Annotated in this window: 17 protein-coding genes and 1 other RNA gene; 1 reads left to right on the top strand and 17 read right to left on the bottom strand. The window is 47.6% G+C overall.

The window, feature by feature from the left end; translation table 11 throughout:
* Positions 1 to 14: 14 nt before the first annotated feature.
* The 13 genes from H6A32_RS07125 to H6A32_RS07065 all read right to left on the bottom strand — a co-directional run bounded on the left by H6A32_RS07125 (position 15) and on the right by H6A32_RS07065 (position 12,447).
* Positions 15 to 335 carry a V-type ATP synthase subunit F gene (locus H6A32_RS07125; protein ID WP_204864006.1) on the bottom strand — a complete coding sequence of 107 codons (321 nt, stop codon included), beginning with the start codon at positions 333 to 335 and terminating at the stop codon, positions 15 to 17.
* Positions 328 to 1,299, bottom strand: a complete 972-nt coding sequence (locus H6A32_RS07120) for a V0D/AC39 family V-type ATPase subunit (RefSeq protein ID WP_204864005.1) — start codon at positions 1,297 to 1,299, stop codon at positions 328 to 330. The genes H6A32_RS07125 and H6A32_RS07120 overlap by 8 nt, the downstream gene beginning before the upstream one ends.
* Before the next feature lie 34 nt (positions 1,300 to 1,333).
* Positions 1,334 to 1,927, bottom strand: a complete 594-nt coding sequence (locus tag H6A32_RS07115) for a V-type ATP synthase subunit E (protein ID WP_087166625.1) — start codon at positions 1,925 to 1,927, stop codon at positions 1,334 to 1,336.
* 38 nt (positions 1,928 to 1,965) lie between these two features.
* A complete protein-coding gene (locus H6A32_RS07110; RefSeq protein WP_087166624.1) occupies positions 1,966 to 2,451 on the bottom strand; it encodes a V-type ATP synthase subunit K in 486 nt (161 codons plus the stop codon).
* Positions 2,451 to 4,472, bottom strand: coding sequence for a V-type ATP synthase subunit I (locus H6A32_RS07105; RefSeq protein WP_204864004.1), 2,022 nt, complete (start codon positions 4,470 to 4,472; stop codon positions 2,451 to 2,453). Before H6A32_RS07105 ends, H6A32_RS07110 begins: the two co-directional genes overlap by 1 nt.
* 31 nt (positions 4,473 to 4,503) lie before the next feature.
* The gene (locus tag H6A32_RS07100; RefSeq protein ID WP_087166622.1) at positions 4,504 to 4,812 is read right to left on the bottom strand and encodes a hypothetical protein; all 309 of its coding nucleotides are present in this window, start codon (positions 4,810 to 4,812) and stop codon (positions 4,504 to 4,506) included.
* Between the two features lie 444 nt (positions 4,813 to 5,256).
* Entirely contained in the window at positions 5,257 to 5,754 is a 498-nt protein-coding gene (locus H6A32_RS07095) for a tRNA (cytidine(34)-2'-O)-methyltransferase (protein WP_087166621.1), read from the bottom strand.
* Positions 5,755 to 5,798: 44 nt separating this feature from the next.
* Positions 5,799 to 6,974 carry an aminotransferase class I/II-fold pyridoxal phosphate-dependent enzyme gene (locus H6A32_RS07090; RefSeq protein ID WP_191437078.1) on the bottom strand — a complete coding sequence of 392 codons (1,176 nt, stop codon included), beginning with the start codon at positions 6,972 to 6,974 and terminating at the stop codon, positions 5,799 to 5,801.
* Complete coding sequence (locus H6A32_RS07085; protein ID WP_087166914.1) at positions 6,974 to 7,456, bottom strand: Lrp/AsnC family transcriptional regulator; 483 nt, start codon at positions 7,454 to 7,456, stop codon at positions 6,974 to 6,976. The genes H6A32_RS07090 and H6A32_RS07085 overlap by 1 nt, the downstream gene beginning before the upstream one ends.
* Before the next feature lie 7 nt (positions 7,457 to 7,463).
* Complete coding sequence (locus H6A32_RS07080) at positions 7,464 to 8,447, bottom strand: AIR synthase-related protein (RefSeq protein WP_138372608.1); 984 nt, start codon at positions 8,445 to 8,447, stop codon at positions 7,464 to 7,466.
* Positions 8,444 to 9,928: a peptidoglycan binding domain-containing protein gene (locus H6A32_RS07075; RefSeq protein WP_171027867.1), complete on the bottom strand. Its 1,485-nt coding sequence runs from the start codon at positions 9,926 to 9,928 to the stop codon at positions 8,444 to 8,446. The genes H6A32_RS07080 and H6A32_RS07075 overlap by 4 nt, the downstream gene beginning before the upstream one ends.
* Positions 9,929 to 10,069: 141 nt before the next feature.
* Complete coding sequence (nth, locus tag H6A32_RS07070) at positions 10,070 to 10,708, bottom strand: endonuclease III (RefSeq protein ID WP_087251847.1); 639 nt, start codon at positions 10,706 to 10,708, stop codon at positions 10,070 to 10,072.
* Between the two features lie 5 nt (positions 10,709 to 10,713).
* A complete protein-coding gene (locus tag H6A32_RS07065; RefSeq protein WP_204864003.1) occupies positions 10,714 to 12,447 on the bottom strand; it encodes a B12-binding domain-containing radical SAM protein in 1,734 nt (577 codons plus the stop codon).
* Positions 12,448 to 12,516: 69 nt separating this feature from the next.
* On the opposite strand from H6A32_RS07065, the gene ffs reads away from it, so the two are divergent.
* An RNA gene (gene ffs / locus H6A32_RS07060) (signal recognition particle sRNA large type) lies at positions 12,517 to 12,779 on the top strand.
* 19 nt (positions 12,780 to 12,798) lie between these two features.
* On the opposite strand, the gene tadA is transcribed toward ffs, so the two are convergent.
* From tadA to H6A32_RS07040, 4 genes are all read right to left on the bottom strand, one after another.
* A complete protein-coding gene (tadA, locus tag H6A32_RS07055; RefSeq protein ID WP_087251849.1) occupies positions 12,799 to 13,320 on the bottom strand; it encodes a tRNA adenosine(34) deaminase TadA in 522 nt (173 codons plus the stop codon).
* 84 nt (positions 13,321 to 13,404) lie between these two features.
* Entirely contained in the window at positions 13,405 to 14,391 is a 987-nt protein-coding gene (locus tag H6A32_RS07050) for a DUF6128 domain-containing protein (protein ID WP_204864002.1), read from the bottom strand.
* 104 nt (positions 14,392 to 14,495) lie between these two features.
* Positions 14,496 to 15,902: a deoxyguanosinetriphosphate triphosphohydrolase gene (locus tag H6A32_RS07045; protein WP_204864001.1), complete on the bottom strand. Its 1,407-nt coding sequence runs from the start codon at positions 15,900 to 15,902 to the stop codon at positions 14,496 to 14,498.
* A 35-nt stretch (positions 15,903 to 15,937) separates the two neighbouring features.
* Positions 15,938 to 16,768 (bottom strand): M15 family metallopeptidase, encoded by an 831-nt coding sequence (locus H6A32_RS07040; protein ID WP_087166612.1) that lies wholly within the window; start codon positions 16,766 to 16,768, stop codon positions 15,938 to 15,940.
* Positions 16,769 to 16,772 lie beyond the last annotated feature (4 nt).

Below are 16,772 nucleotides of genomic sequence, written 5' to 3'. Positions count from 1 at the left end.
AATCACCTGCTTTCCTAATTACCACCAAACAGAATATCGGAGCCTACGGCCTGCTCTACAGACTTCTTTACCCCATCGATTCCGGCGCCCGTGTTTCCGCTGATTCCAGGAATCTGGATCACAGTCGGCACAATTGCGTCCTTATATCTGTCTATTTCGTGTTTCAAGACAGCCGCCAGAGCTTCGGTCACATAGATGATACCTGTCTTTGCCTCCGCCAGCTGTACAAATGTCTTCTTTGCCTCCTCCGGGCTGTTTACGGGACAGATGTCAAGACCCAGGGCCGCAAAACCGTAAATGCTGTCATAATCGCCTAATACTGCTATCTTATACATACATCTCCCTTACCCTTTCCCGGATGGATTCTTCCGGAAGTTCATTTTGCTTTCCGGTCAGTATGATCCTCACCGTTTTTATTTCATTTTCCCGCGCAAGCACATACGCAACAACCGGTCCGATTGTAAACGGGTTGTATAACTGCGGGCGGATCGTTTCGATAATCCGGTTGTCGCACCAGCATTCAAAAGCGGAAGCCGACTCTCTCAGTGCCTGCGCTCCTCCTTTATATGCTGTGCCTTCCAGATATTCTGCAATTGTATCTACTCCGCCAAGCGCTGCCCTGCAGAGCGCATCGACATCCAGACTTCCGCACTCTGCCATCGCATTTTTCATAAATTCCAGACTTTTTGCGGTTTTCTGTGAACGTACCGCGATTTTAATATCCGCCACCGCGACAGTGGACTCGGCATATTCCCGGATAATGTCATCCTCTGCGTTTTTCCCTGCCTGATAGACGGCCTCAAGAGCCGCCCTGTCAATCATGATGTCACAAAGCTGTCCATCCTGCGTATGCAGAAGTGTCTCATATGCTTCTCTGGCAGCCCCCGCCATGTAATCGGGCAGCTTTTCGAATTCTTTGTTTTTTACACTGTCCAGTATCTCTCTGGCAGGAATTCTCGTCCCGCTGATGAAAATACCCGGAATCCCTGTTCCGGAAGCCACCATTTTAATCGCAGCCTTCAGATTGTGAAAAAGATCCGGGTAAGACAGTACGTCAAACACGGACATATCATCGATCATACCGCCGACTTCCGCCCAGGTCTTTTCCCGTTCACATGTCAATATCGCTTCAGCATCAGATGGTGTGTCCGCATTTCCCCACCCCTTCTCCTGAAGAAGCTGCAGACATTGTTTTTCATCCCTGCACGCAAGGAGCTGTTCAATATCCGCCTGGGAAAACAGCGATACTTCCATTGACCTGATCCGCGCAACCGCATAGGTGTATTGATTTTTTGCCATTGGTTAAATCCTCCTTCTCGCGGAATTGCGCTGTCTAAAAAAATAATAATCTATTAACCTTATCCTGCAGCTCATCCTTTCTGGAATCAAAAAGCGCCCTGAAAGAGCAGTTTTCCTCAACTCCTCCATATACAAGGACAAAACCGCCTTCCATCCGTCTTGTCTCACCGGAAACAGTAAGACTGCCGCCCTTTTCTTTTGCTGCCCGGGCGATTTCCGCCCGAAATCCTTCCGGCATCCTTCCAAGGTCTTTTTCGGAAAACAGTATCTCTCCTTCCTTCGGAAGCGCAAATTTTCTAATCATTTTTGCAATCACTTCAAAATAGGCTTCTGTCTCCATCGAGCAGAATTTCTGATATGCCTTTTCGATTGTATCGGAAATAATCTCCTGCTTCGCCAAAAGAAGGGCTGTTCGCCTCTTCTGCTCATCGGCCAGGCGGTGGCGGCTCTCATATCCTGCAAGTTCTTTTTCAGATTTTTCTTCAATCTCCGTCTTCAGGATCTCCGCCTCTTTTTCTGCTTCCGAAAGGATCGCTTCAGCACGTGATGCGGCGTCCGCTTCTTTCTGTGATGCTGCGGCATCCGCTTCTTCCAGAATCTGGCTGATCATTTTATCTAATCCAGTCATTCTTAAGCTCTCCTTTACTTTTAGATTTTGTCCTGATACTATACCTGAATTGCTGTAACAGCAAGGATGGAAATCAAAAGTGAAAGGATCGCGTAAGTCTCAACCATTGCCGGGAACAGCATGGCTTTACCGAACTGCTCCGGTTTCTTTGCCACAATTCCGATTGCAGCCACTGCAGTTCTTCCCTGATGTTTTGCGGAAACAAGTCCGACAAGCGCAACCGGCAGGCAGGCAATCAGAATCAGCAGCCCTGTTCTCACATCAAGATCTGCCGGACTTCCTCCGAGAAGACCGATCTTGGAAAGTGTAATGAACGCAACAAGCAGACCGTAAATTCCCTGTGTACCAGGCAGAAGCTGAATAATCAGAACCTTTGCGAACTTTGACGGATCTTCCGTCACAACTCCGGACGCTGCCTGTCCGGCAATACCTACTCCATACGCAGAACCCATACCTGCTAAAATAACTGCCAGCGCAGCACCTAATAACGCATAAACAAGCCCTAAATTTTCAAAAATACTCATTACAATTCTTCCTCCTTCATAATATCCATATATTTTGTGTCTGAATGAAACGGTGCAAATGCTCTTCCGCCGCCGTCATAAAACTTCCCGAAGAACTCTACGAACTGCAGCCTGTTTGTATGCACATACGCACCCAGAAGATTAATCCCAAGATTTAACGTATGACCTACGATAAAAATTAAAATAAATCCGATAATTCCGATAATGCCGTTTCCAAGCATGCCCGCCATCTGGTTTACAACAGAAGCAATAACTCCCGTGGCAAGTCCCAGTGCCAGCAGACGGGAATAGGATAAAACATCACTGAGCCACCCTGTAATGTTGTACAGATCATAGGCTCCAAGTGCCAGCCGAAGCGCAGGATTCTTTCTTCCGCGCCCGGACATCAGTACGATTCCTGCCGCTCCGGCAATGGCAAGTACTTTTGCAAGCAGATTCACCGGCTCCGGCAGTACAATATGCGCCTGTGCAATGGATGCAAAAATACTGCTTGGAAGCAACATCAGAATCAGTCCGACAAGCAGGCAGTACCACAAAACCACATCACAGAAAAAGTCCATGTAGCGCTTGTCCCTCAGACACATGTATCCTTTGATTCCAAGACCTGTAAACAGATGAATCAACCCAAACAACATGGAGAATACAAGCAGTTTCATCGGATCATTCAGCGGCATGAACCATACCGCCGGTACCGTCACTGTTACTCCAAAAAACTTTTCAGATATAATATCTACAATATTTCCAAAATATCCTCCAAACAGAACGCCCCATACGATTGTAGAAATTCCACAGTACATAAACATTCTGAGTGATTTCGCCATACTTTCGGACATTCTTGGAAACTTCTTTAAAAGAACCGCACAGGCTACGAACACAATCAGCCCATACGCAGCGTCGGAAAGCATCATTCCAAACAGAAACACATAAAACACAAACATAATTCTGGTCGGATCCACTTCTCCCTTTCCCGGAAGTCCAAATGCCTCGAGAACACCTTCCACCGAAGCTGCCGCCTTTCCGTTTTCCAGCTGTACAGGCGCCTCTTCATCCTCTGCAAGCTCCTCAATCTCTACAGAGAGCGTAAATTGACGCTCCAGTCTCTGCGCCAGCTTTTTCGCATTCTTGGCTGCCACATATCCGCTGACAAGAAATGTCTTCTGTGTCTGCGGAATCTTTGCAAGAGCTTCATATCTCTGTGCTCTTGTCCTGCAATAATCCGAAAGCATCTTCAGGTTCTCTCTGAGATCCGCCATCGATCTGATCTCTTCCTGGATCCCCGCGATATTACTCCGGACCTTCTCCATTTTCTTTTCGATTTCTTCCAGCTCCTGTGCCGGAATCTTCTCCCAGGACTGTGCCGGTCTGGAAAAGCCGGAAGCTCTGAGTGCTTCTTCCAGTCTGTCGGCTTCGGTTCTCAGACATACCGCCGTCAGGCAGGTCTGATCTTTGTCTGCAGAAATAATCTCGACATCTACCGCAGACAGATCAGGTGCCGTCTGTGCAATTCTGGTCAGGATCTCCTCCTGCGTCATAACACTTCCGATACTGCCGATAAAAATTTTGGTCTTTTTAGTCCCCTCACAGTTCATCGGAATATCCAGTGCCAGCCACGGTGTGAGCGCTTCCTTCTGTGTCTGCAGTTTCACGATCTCGGCTTTGTTTTCCGCCTCCTTTTTCTTTAAAGAAAGAATTTTCCCGGCAGACTCAAGAATCGCTTCTCTCTCTTTGACAGCAGCCAAAAAGCTGCCTCTTGCCACCAGTTTCTTCCCCTCCAGGGAGGCAAAAATCGAAGTTTTTTCCGGAGCATATTCCTGCAGTACATCTAGCGCCTGATCCAGCATCAGAGCCTGCTTCTCAGATCTCTGTTTCTCTTCAGCTGTATCCGGTCTGTCCAGTCCGTCCGCCGTCACTTTGGAAGTCTCGATCTCCAGTACTCCCAGTTCCTGAAGTTCTTCCAGTATTGCCTTCCGGTCTTTTTTCAACGCGCAGATACTGATTCGCTGCATCTGCAATACTGACATATGGAAACTCCTCCTTTCTTGTTGCAAAGCGTCATGACAGCTCTCTGAGAATCATCTCCACTGCCTGCGCTTCCCTTTGATCTGCTATTGCCCTTAAGGCATCCACTTCTTTCTGAGTATCCGCATCGAAAGCCCCTTCTTCTTCTTTCAATTTTACTTTCAATGTTTCCATCCTCTTCTCTGCTCTTTCCTGTGCCTCATTGACAACAGCCTCTTTCAATTCACCGGCTTTCTGATTTGCTTTGGCGAGCACCTCAGACGCTTTGTCATCGGCCTGCTTCAAGGTATCAGCTGCTTTCGCTTCCGCCTCCTGTACAGCCTGAATTGTTTTCTGTATCACCTTCTCACCACCTTTGTCTATAAATCTCTGCCCCATATAGATTTATCTTAGCATAAAATATTTTAAACTGCAATTTTTTCAATGTGCAATTCCGATAATGAAAAAGTTCCTTCTCTTCTTATTATAATGCAATTTGCACAAATGAAACGATTCGTAACTTTTTCGGCTGATATTTTACTTATTGATGAATCTTTTGAAACATCCTGTATCTAAATATTTTGTCTATAATAGAAAAAAACTATTTCAAAATTGTTATTTTTTTCTCAAAGAGTACCGTTTTTTTCGTACTTCAGTCTATAAATATGCATTTTCAGAAATTTTATCCTGTTTTGGAGTTCTTTGTGAAAGAGAATCTTCCCTCTGTAACATGATGTGTCATTAGAATTCCGCAAAAGCAGTCTGTATCAGACAGAACCGCCTTTGCGGAAATAAGATATCTTTTGTTTATTCTTTCCAGTCCAGCCTGTGCAGATGTCCTTCCAGGTTCATTCCCGCAAATCCGTTCTGGCGGAGCGCTTCGTACAGAACAATCGCCGCCGAATTGCCAAGATTCAGGGAACGGATATCCCCGATCATGGGAATCCGGATGCAGGTATCCTCATAATCGACAAGGATTTCCTCCGGAATTCCCGCGCTTTCTTTTCCGAACATAATGTAACAGTCCGGCTCATAGCGGACATCCGTGTAAATCTGGTGCGCCTTCGTCGTGGCCATATAGATTTTGGCTCCAGGATTCTGCTCCAGAAAATCCTGAAAATCAATATAAGTCCGGACATCCAGCTGATCCCAGTAGTCCATCCCGGCCCGTTTTAAGTTTTTCTCTGTCAGGCGGAAACCAAGAGGCTCAATCAGATGAAGCCTCGCGCCCGCCGCCACACAGGTGCGCCCTATATTTCCGGTGTTTGCCGGAATTTCCGGCTCATGCAGCACAATATTCAGCATGTGATTCCTCCCCCCCCCGCACACGCTGTCCTGATATGACAGCATCATGCTTTCTTTTGATTTCTAAGCTTTGTAATAAAGTTTTCCAGACGCCCGATCGCAACTTTCAGGTCATCCAGCGAATACGCATAGGAAATACGCAGGAAGCCTTCCCCGCAGTCTCCAAATGCCGTCCCCGGCACGACAGCCACCTTCTCTTCCTCCAGAAAGCGTGTCGCGAATTCTTCCGAGGTCATTCCGAACTCCTGAATGCCCGGGAACATGTAGAACGCTCCCTCCGGCTCAAAGCATTGCAGCCCCATCCGCTGAAACTCATGCAGAAGGTATCGTCTTCTCTGATTATACGCCTTTCTCATCTCCTGGACTTCATCCTCGCAGTTTCTCAGTCCCTCCACAGCCGCATACTGGCTGTTGGTCGGTGCGCACATGATGGCATACTGATGGATCTTTAACATCTGTTCCAGAATCGGAGCCGGTCCGCACGCATATCCAAGCCGCCATCCGGTCATGGCAAATCCTTTGGAGAAACCATTGATCACAATCGTTCTCTCTCTCATTCCAGGAAATGATGCAATAGAAACATGATCCGTTCCATAAGTCAGCTCCGAATAAATCTCATCGGAGATTACAAAGAGATCGTGCTCCACAACTGCTTCTGCAATCGGCTCCAGATCCTCCTTGGTCATGATGGATCCTGTCGGATTGTTTGGAAATGGAAGCACAAGTATCTTCGTCTTATCCGTAATCTTTTCTTCCAGTTCTTCTCTTGTCAGCTTAAATTTATTCTTCTCCTGCAGCGGAATCACCACCGGCACTCCGTCCGCCAGCACTGCGCACGGCAGATAGGAGACATAGCTTGGCTGCGGGATCAGTACCTCATCCCCCGGATTCAGCATGGCACGCATGGCGATGTCGATTCCTTCACTTCCTCCGACCGTCACAACGATCTCGGATGCCGGATCGTAGGAAACCTGAATCTTCCGCTCCAGATATTTTGAAATTTCGTCTTTTAATTCTTTCAGCCCCGCATTGGATGTATAGAATGTCCGTCCTCTTTCCAGAGAGTAGATTCCCTCTTCACGGATTCTCCACGGAGTATCAAAATCCGGCTCACCCACTCCCAGGGAAATCGCGTCTTTCATCTCATTTACAATATCAAAAAACTTCCGGATACCGGACGGCTGTATATTTACAATCTTATCGGATAATGGATTTCTCATTACGGCATCACCAGCATCCTTTCTGCCTTCTTCTGAGGCGCAAGAATCGTTCCGTGGTCCTTATATTTCTTTAAAATGAAATGGGTTGCCGTGGAAAGCACCGGTTCGATCGGGGAAAGTTTCTCTGAAACAAACCGGGATACCTCCTTGAGTGTCTTCCCTTCCAGAATAATCAGAAAATCATATGCTCCTGAAATAAGATAGACCGCTGTAACTTCCGGGAAATTGTAGATCCGCTCCGCAATCCGGTCAAATCCCAGATCTCTCTGCGGTGTCACCCGGACTTCAATCAGGGCTGTCACAGACTCTTCCCCTGTCTTGTCCCAGTCAATCAATGTATGGTAGCCGCAGATAATCTTTTCTTTCTCCATGTCCGCGATCTCATTTGCGATCGTTGCCTCGTCTGTTCCGAGAAGCACTGCCAGCTCCCCTAAATCCACACGGCTGTTCTTTTCCAGGTAACGCAATATTTCCGTTCTCATATTCATCTTATTTTCCTCCTTTACAGATCCGAAACCACTCATCCTCAGCCGGACGGTCCGTACACCGTCTCTCCTCCCCATTGAGAATGATTTTATCCTTTCCTGCTTTCATCTTTCCGATGACGGACGCCATTATCTGGTCCCGTTTACAAGCCTCAACAAAACCACGTCCATCTTCAAGGATCATAAGCAGACATCCTCCCGATGCCATCTGATATGGATTCAGTCTGAAAAGCTCGCAGATCTCGATGATATCCTGGCGGACCGGAAATGTTTTCAGATCCACCTCGTATCCCGTTTTCGTCTCTTCCGCCAGTTCCCACAGAGCTCCAAATACTCCGCCGTCTGTCACCGGCTTGATAAAATCCGCATGATATTCTTCTGCTTTTCTGACTGCTTTTTCTGCAAACAGAGTCCCTCTGGAATCCAGAAGTTTCTGCAAAAATACCGGCACAAACCGCTCCCGGATTTCCACCTCTTTTTCGTGCAGAACCCGAAGGCTCCCTTCGAGTGCAACCGGATTGACAAGAACCAGATCCTTTCCGTCGTATCCCTTTTCCGGTTCTTCGTCCGTACTTTCACATGTACCGAATCCGGTAACCGACACGGTAAATACATCTGCATCAGGATATACTTCGGTAAATATATTCAGAATCTGAAATCCCTGCTCTTTTGCCGTTTCTTTTAGAATCTCCGACATTTCCTTTATGGAGTCTTCCTCTGTCTGCTCCGGCACGAGGACGGACACCCTTACCCCAAACGGATGCCCGCCCTCCGCGGCGACAGCCGTCACCGCCCTGGCCGCGGCATAGACAAAAAGATCCTTCTCCCTTCCGGTCATGAGAATCTCCGAAACCACCAGTTCTTTGGCACCAAGCGGTATTTTCGTACAGCGTTTCCAGCTGTACGGCGAAAGTGCCGGATGATCATCTTTTAATTTTCTATATACAGACCGCTGATATGCAGCCTGTGTCAAAATCCCTTTTCTCATCTTTCCTGTCCTTTACTGTTCCTTGCCTGTTCGACCGCCCTTTCGATGGTCTCCTGATCCTGTGTGGCAACCGCCTCTTTCAGTGCTTCTTTTGTTTTTTCATCGTCTGTCTTTATGCCGACGCTCACAATCCTGCTGACCGCCTCGTATTCGGATGCACCGACTTCCTCTTCATCGGATTTTTCACCGTCTTCTTTTACAATCTTCAAAAGAGTCACTGTGCTTTCCGGCGATCCGCTCTCCTTTACTTCGGTTTTTCCGGCTGCAAGCGCAGCGTCCTCCTCATAGACAGTCGCCACCTCAGAGTCCTCTTTCTCTTCCGTCTCGGTTTTGAAAGAAATGCTTCTCTCTTTCTCACGGGTTTCTTCCCCGTAAATGGTACAGACAAGCTCTTCATCTCCATTGATATAGGCTTCAATATAAAGAGGCGACTCTGTTGTATTTTCTATTTTCAGATCCTTCTCTTCCGAGAGAACCGCTTCCATTCCCGCGTCTACATATTCCGGAAGCGTTTCTGATTCATGTCGTTCGGAAATCCCGGTCTCTGCATACAGGGCAGCATCATAGAGGCTGGTAGCCATCAGATCCAGCGCTTCCTGAGACATCTCCTCCCCGGAATGCTCTTCCAGCACTTTCTGAAGGGAAAGTTCCTTTTCCGGCATCACAATCTGTCCGTTCAGATCTCCGGTCAACGTCAGAAGCTCCTGGCGCGTCTCATCATTCCGGATCTCTACAGATGCACTGCCAAGCTCGTCCTGAACCGCTTCCAGGTCGTCCCGGCTGATATTCGGCTCATCCTTTTCGGATTTCACCTCAATTTCCACATCTTTTCCTTTCTCAAGATCGCCCAGCCTGTCAACGATCTCATCCAGAACATCCTGAACTGCCGCTTTCTCTCCGTCTTTTTCATCGGTGATCTGAAATACGCCTCCGACCCTTGTAATCTTTGCGTTCACTGCCTCTTCAAAGAAGTCTGCTGTTTTCTCTTCCAGCACTTTTTCCGCTGTTTCCTCATCGATCTGATAATCGTCTGCGTATTCTACTTTCTCTTTCTTTGCCTGCCGTATTTTCCTGTATCGCTGATACAGATTTCCGTGCTTCCCGTATTCGGACGCCTCTTTTACAAGACTCTCCAAATCACCCTGCCGGATTCCAAGCTCGGAGACTGTCACCTGTGCCGTCTTTCCGTCTGCTTTCAGTGTAACCGGCGTATGTTTCATAACCGTCCACCGGTCCTCTAACTTTTCAAGCGCCTCCTTTTCTGTCATACCGGAAACATCTACTCCCTGAACAAATACATTCTGCTCAATCTGCTCCCGATCCATTCTGTGTACATAACGGTAGACAGAAGAATAAAAAATGCCAATGACAAAAAGAGCACATAGAAAAGCCAGCCCGGCAAGGGCTATGAACTTTCTTTTCTGTGCTGCACTCATTCTCCTCTGCGTGTGTTTTGGATTTTCTTTCTTCCGTTCTCCCATAGGCGCTCCCACCATTTCTCCTAAATCAGATAAGGTATAATAGACGTTGCTACCATTGCTATAATCACCAGTATAATCACAATTGCCACAAGTCTTCGTGTCTTTTTATCATGGAAATTCATCCCATCATCCTTTCTCCTGTCAGACTTTTCCTTTTATTTTATACTCTTCACAGTATTTTTGCAAGGAACATTCCCCGCACTTTGGACTTCTTGCCGTGCAGATCGTCCTTCCAAACTGAATAATCTGGATGTTGTAGAGAATCCAGTGGTCTTTTGGCAGTTCTTTCATCAGATCCTGCTCAATCTTTTCCGGATCCTCATTTGTCGTAAATCCAAGTCTCCTTGAAATCCGTTTCACGTGGGTATCTACCACAACACTTGGATCGTGGTAAATATTGCCCCGGATCACATTGGCGGTTTTCCGCCCTACTCCCGCAAGCGACGTCAGCTCCTCCAGCGTGGACGGCACCTCATCGTGATACTTTTCGTGAATGTCCTTCATGCACGCAATCAGGTTTTTCGCCTTGTTATGGTAAAATCCGGTAGGCCGGATATCTTCTTCCAGTTCTTTTAAATCCGCTGCCGCAATGTCTCCCGGTGATGTGTACTTCTGAAACAGATCTTTCGTCACGATATTGACCCGCGCGTCCGTACACTGTGCGCTCAGCATGGTGGCCGCCAGAAGCTGCCACGGCGTCTCATAATTCAGATAACATTTATATTCTGTTCCAAACTGCTGATCCAGAATATCCAGAATCTCCTTTGTCCGTTTCTTCATTTTTCTTACTCCTCTTTTTCTCCGATCCGGAACACCGCCGCTTCATAATTTAATGGATTCCGGTTCTGATAGTCAAACAGCAGCACGGTTTTCCCCGGCTCCATATCCCGGTCCACCTGAAACTCAAATACTTCGATATGGGTCATCTTCCGGAGTTTCCGGCTATCCGCCTTTTCATAGGATTTCAGATATACCGGCTCCTTTTCTTCCCTGTCGTAAAATGCTTTCAAAAACTCCTTGTCCGCCAGAGACTCCCCTGCAAATTCCGGACGGCTCTTGATATTTTCCCGCAGATACAGATCATACACCAGAAGTTCCCGGTAAAATTCTGTCTTTCCTTTTACGTTTTCCCCGATAAAGTCAAGCAGAATCTCGTATCTTGCGGTTCTTGTGTGGCTCCGGCCAAACAGTCCTTTCTCCTCATAGTAGCCGCTCAGTTTCTCGTACATCCGAAACGGCGATGCAAATTCCTTTACCAGAAAGCGCAGTGTATTCGCAAACTGTCCGCTGTTATAATAGACCTCCACCATCTCTTCGATCTTTTTAAGCTGTGCAATCTCTCCGTAGGAAAGCCAGCTTGTCCCAAGCACTTCGTACGGCGGTTTTCCTTTATATACCAGTCCGTATTCCTCCGCATGCTCCTGCATATAAGAACCCTTCAGCACTTTCAGAAATCCAAGCTGCAGCTGATCCGGCATCAGGCCGTAGACATCGTCAAATGACTGTCCAAAGCTCTCATACCCTTCATATGGCAGCCCCGCAATCAGATCCAGATGCTGGTGTGTATTTCCCATTGCCTTGATCTTTTTTACCACTTCCGAAAGCCGTTCAAAATTCATCGTCCTTTTGATTTCCCGGATCGTATCCGGATTGGTCGACTGCACTCCGATCTCCAGCTGAATCAGCCCCGGACGCATCCGGGAAATCAGTTCCAGTTCCTCCTCATTCAGAATATCTGCCGACACCTCGAAATGAAAATTTGTGATTCCATTATCATGTTCCAGAAGATACTTCCAGATTTCCTTCGCATGGCCGTGGCGGCAGTTAAACGTCCGATCCACAAATTTTACCTGCGGAACTTTCTGATCCAGGAAATACTGAAGCTCCCGTTTTACCAGATCCAGATCCCGGAATCTCAGACATTTATCAACCGAGGACAGACAGTAGCTGCACCGGAACGGACATCCCCTGCTTGTCTCATAATAAATAATTTTGTGCTCAAACAGGCTCAGATCCTCATATACAAACGGTACAAGACTTAAATCCATGACTTCCCGCCATGTATTCTCCCGGATCTCACCGTCCTCTTTCCGGAACGTGATTCCGGCAATCTCATCCAGCCTTTCTGTTTTCCCGTGATAAAAGTCCAGAAGCGCGGCAAACGTCTCCTCGCCCTCCCCTTTCATCACTCCGGTAACCTCCGGCAGTCTGAGAAGCACCTCTTTCGCATCGTAGGAGACTTCCGGACCGCCAAGCCAGATGATTGTCTCCGGCAGGATCTTTTTGATCTCCCGCACCAGCTCCTCCACATAATCCAGATTCCAGATATAGCAGGAAAAGCACAGAAGTTCCGGCTGCTCCCGGTACAGATCCATCAGGATCTCATCAATCTGCTGGTTGATCGTATATTCCGCAATCTTCGTCTCACTCAGATAGTCTTTTGCATAAGCCCTTAGAGAATAGACAGCCAGATTGGAATGGATATATTTGGCATTCACTGCCGCGAGAATGGTTTTCATACGTAATTTTCTCCTTTTTATTTTGCCGATTTTATTGACATTTCCCCAAAAACACTGTAAACTTATGAAACGTGCAGCCGGGGTGTTAGCGGTACCCTGTACCTACAATCCGCTATAGTAGGGGTGATGCTGTGCCGAGGGCGTATTCTTGTGAGGCTGCCTCTGGAAAGTGGCGTTGATACTTCGGGTCTCGCGCAACTGGACTCCGTGAACCGTGTCAGGTCGGGAACGAAGCAGCACTAAGCGGAACCTCCCGTGTGCCGCGAGGGTGCCTGGGTTGAGTTAACTGCCAGAGTAACGCTTGGGAGATGCGTTCGACGCACAGCGCACAAAAAAGAGCAGATGACTGCTCTATTTTTTTTGCCTTAATTCTTTAAAAAATGTCTTCATCATCCGGCTGCACTCTTCGCCCATGATCCCCGTCGTAAGTTCCACCTGATGATTAAACTGCGGCACCTGCAGAAGATTCATGATCGATCCTGCACAGCCCGCCTTTGGATTCATGCATCCGACGACTACCCGCCTGATCCGCGCCTGCACAATCGCCCCGGAACACATCTGGCACGGTTCCAGGGTGACATACAGCGTACAGTCCTCAAGTCTCCAGTCATTCATCTTCCGGCTCGCCTTGCGGATCGCCTGAAGCTCCGCGTGGGCCAGTGTATTTTTATCAATCGTCCGGCGGTTGTATCCCCGTCCGATAATCTTATCTTCATATACGATGACACATCCGATCGGGACCTCACCCAGGGCATAAGCCTTCTTCGCCTGCTTCACCGCTTCTTTCATGTATTTGATATCCTGCTTTTCCTGAAGCTCTTTTTGAAGTTTCTCTTCCTGTTCTTTCTCTTCTTTTGAACGTCTGCGTCCCATCTTCGATACTCCTGTGTCTTTTACTGAAATTCTTCTGTGCCGTTTTTATCGAAAGTCCTCTGAAACACGGCAATTTCTTATTCATTATACTCTAATTTGATGAACCTGTCGACACCAATACCCGAAATCTGCCCGGTCCTCTTTTTCTCCCTCCGGCAGATCCAGCATCTCCTCCTCATAATTTACAAATCCAGGAAATCCGAAGGCCTGTGCAGCTCTTCGTTCTTTTTCGCTGTAGACTCCCGGTACTCCGAGGTAGAGGTTCTCTCCCTCCTGCAAAAAAGCAAGATGATGATAATTATAATAACCGTGCAGGAGAAAGCTGTTGTTTGCCAGCTGCCATTCTCTTCGGATGAGTCTTGAGAGATCCTGTCTCTGGATTTTGGTGCAGCGAAACCGGCACGTTGTCTGACACTCCTGTTCCGCAATCTCAGGCTTCGAATCCTCCTCTTCCTCGTCAAAATAGAACGGTTCCGGCTCCTTTTCTTCCAGTTCCCGGCTCTCCTCCGGCAAAATCTCCCTCACATCATAGGAAACACCTGCCGGTTCTTCCTGCTCATCCGGCATCTCATTTTCCTCCGGCACCGGCTCTTCCTCGTTCGGCTCTTCCGGCTCTTCCGGCTGTTCTTCCTTTTCTTCTGTCATCTCTTCTTTTTCGGCCGGCTCCATCCGGCTGATATCCACCGCCTCATCGGTCCAGACCGCAGCATACCGCGGCCCGTTCTCTCCGCATAAAATGATTCCCTCCACGCGGTCATACCGTGCTTTGCTTCCTACATCTTCTTCCGTATAGGAAAGCCTGTAATTCAGTGCCGGACTGACATTCCCAAGTTCTCCCTGATACACCCCAAGGCACTTTCCATTCTCTCTCCAGAACAGATACAGTGACAGCTTTCTTGGACTGTTCATCCCCCAGCCTTTCCCGTGAATACTGACCGTGCATCCATCCTCCGATGATTCCACTTTACAAAATCCGATATTTCTGATCCGTCTTCCTTCCTGATACTCATAAAGATAACAGATAAAACGCTTCATAAATCTGCTTCCCGCCTGTTTCCTTTTCCTTTCCATACTATGCCCGTCCTTTCAGAAAAAGAACCGGAAACCAGAAACGAACTCAAAAAAGGAGAGACCGTATGCAGTCCCTCCCTGTCAGTTTATGTCGTGTTTTCTTTTTATATCTTCGCTGTCAACTCCTGATACAGCCTTTTTGCGTAGCTGTCCGTCATTCCGCAGATGTAGTCCGTTACAAGCAGAATCCGAAGATACAGCTTCTCAATATCTCCTTTTCCCTGAGACTGATGCTGATATGCTTTCTTATAATTATCCGAAATGAAAGCAAGCATCCGCCTGTCAATCGAATCCATCTTCTGCTTTGGATCACTGTACCGGACAGCTGCCATCACAAATTTTTCCATCAGAAAGGAAAGAATTCTCGATTCAGCTACTTCCATTTTATAAATTTCATCGGTCATAAACACATATTTTTCTGCAACATGCCCGAGTACATCCATCAGCTCTTCCGCTTTCGTCCCTGCAAACAGATCCTTCTGATACTCTCCGCACATGATCGCCTCGTAATTCTCTGTGAATCCTTCTGTCGCGCAGGCGATCAGGAACGACTGCACCCGCACAATCCAGTTTTTGACCGCATAGGCTTCCGGCTCTTCTTCCTGCCTTTCGACAGCACCGCGGTAAAGATCCATCAGGTGTCCATAAGCCTGAAATGTCTCGCCGGTATCTATCTTTTCCAGTTCTCTGGAAAGAGCTGAAAACGGCAGAAATCCTTTCACATAAGCGTCTTCGATATCCGCTGTTTTGTACGCAATATCATCGGCTGCCTCCAGAATAAAAGTCAGAGGGTGCCGGTTGTTTCCGGTTCCTATCTCACTGCTGATCTTAAAAAACAGTTCTTCATCCGCCAGATAATATCCCAGCTTTTTCTGCTGGATTTTCTCACTGTACGGATCCACATGCAGAGAATCAACCGGATACTTGACAATCGTGTTTAACAGCGCAAAGGTCAGATTCATTCCGGTTTCATCCACAAGATAATGAAGCTTCGTCACAAGACGGAACGCCTGGGCATTTCCTTCGAAGTAGTAAAAATCAGCCAGCATTCTTGGAGTCAGAACTTGCGTCAAAGGCTTCCCGCCGTATGTAATCCTTGAGAGATGCTCCTCAAACCATTCCCGGATTGTCGTTTCCCCAAAATGGCCGAACGGCGGATTCCCGATATCGTGGATCAGTCCGGCACATAAAAGTATATTACAGATGTCCTCTTTCATCTGAGGAGTAAATTCCGGATCTTTCCCGTAAGCGAGGATATACTCCCCGATATTCTGTCCAAGTGATTTCCCAAAAGATGAGACTTCCAGAGAATGGGTCAGTCTTGTTCTCACAAAGTCACTCCGGTCAAGCGGGAATACCTGTGTTTTATCCTGGAGCCGCCTAAATGAGGCACTCCCGATAATTCTGTGATAATCCTTCTCAAAACTGCTTCTTAAATCTGTTCTGTTTTTCTCCTTATGTTTTCTCCCTGTCCGCTGCCGCTTCGGGGACAACAGTCTGCTCCATTCCATCCGGCATTCCTCCTGTCCAAGAGAACTGTCATCTTTTAATATTCTTCATTCAGATATTCTTCCAGCGTCACGCCCTGATCCCGGATCGCCAGTGCCGCCTCCACTCCGACATAGCGGTAATGCCACGGCTCATAAATGATCCCGGTGTCTTCCGACTTGTCTTTCGGATATCTCAGGATAAACCCGTATTCGTAGCAGTGCTCCATCAGCCACTTCTGGTCATCGGTCTCTCCCTGCTTTTCATCCAGTCCTGCATAATCCGAAGATACAATATCCATTGCAAGACCTGTCGCATGTTCACTCTCTCCCGGCCACGCAATCGACTTCGCCGTCTCAATAGCTGCCTCGTAGTAGGTCATTCCCTGATTCACATAATCAATCATTGATTCGTTAAACAGCTCTTTCTGCCTGTCTACAGAGCGGTACGCCGAGCAGACATAAAGGCTGTACCCTTCATCACTGGCGGCCTTCAACATGTTCTGCAAAGGCTCCAGTACTCTTGCGTCAACCTGGTGGGAATCATCAATATTGGCAAGTTCAGGAACGTATCCGTCTTCCATCGGATGAGACTGATTTACAAGCATCAGGTACCACGGCCTTGTCTCTTCATTCTGAGCCTCGGCCTGCTCCTTTACAGAATTATATTCCTTCTCAAGGGATTCATACTGGTTATCTTTTTTCTGTACTGTCTCCGCAGCCTGCCGGCTTTCTACATAGCGTCCGAGCGCCACCCCGCCCAAAAATCCGGCCACAAGAACCGTTGCGCAGGAAACAAAAAATACTTTTCCCGGATGGTGCATCTTCCTGATCCGGTAACGTATCAGAAGTTCCAGTTTTCTTATCTTCTCTTTTGTCTGATCTTTCATTCTG

The organism is Drancourtella massiliensis, assembly GCF_016900655.1.
GTDB classification, from domain to species: Bacteria; Bacillota; Clostridia; order Lachnospirales; family Lachnospiraceae; genus Sellimonas; species Sellimonas catena.
This window is presented reverse-complemented; position numbering and strand designations above follow the sequence as displayed.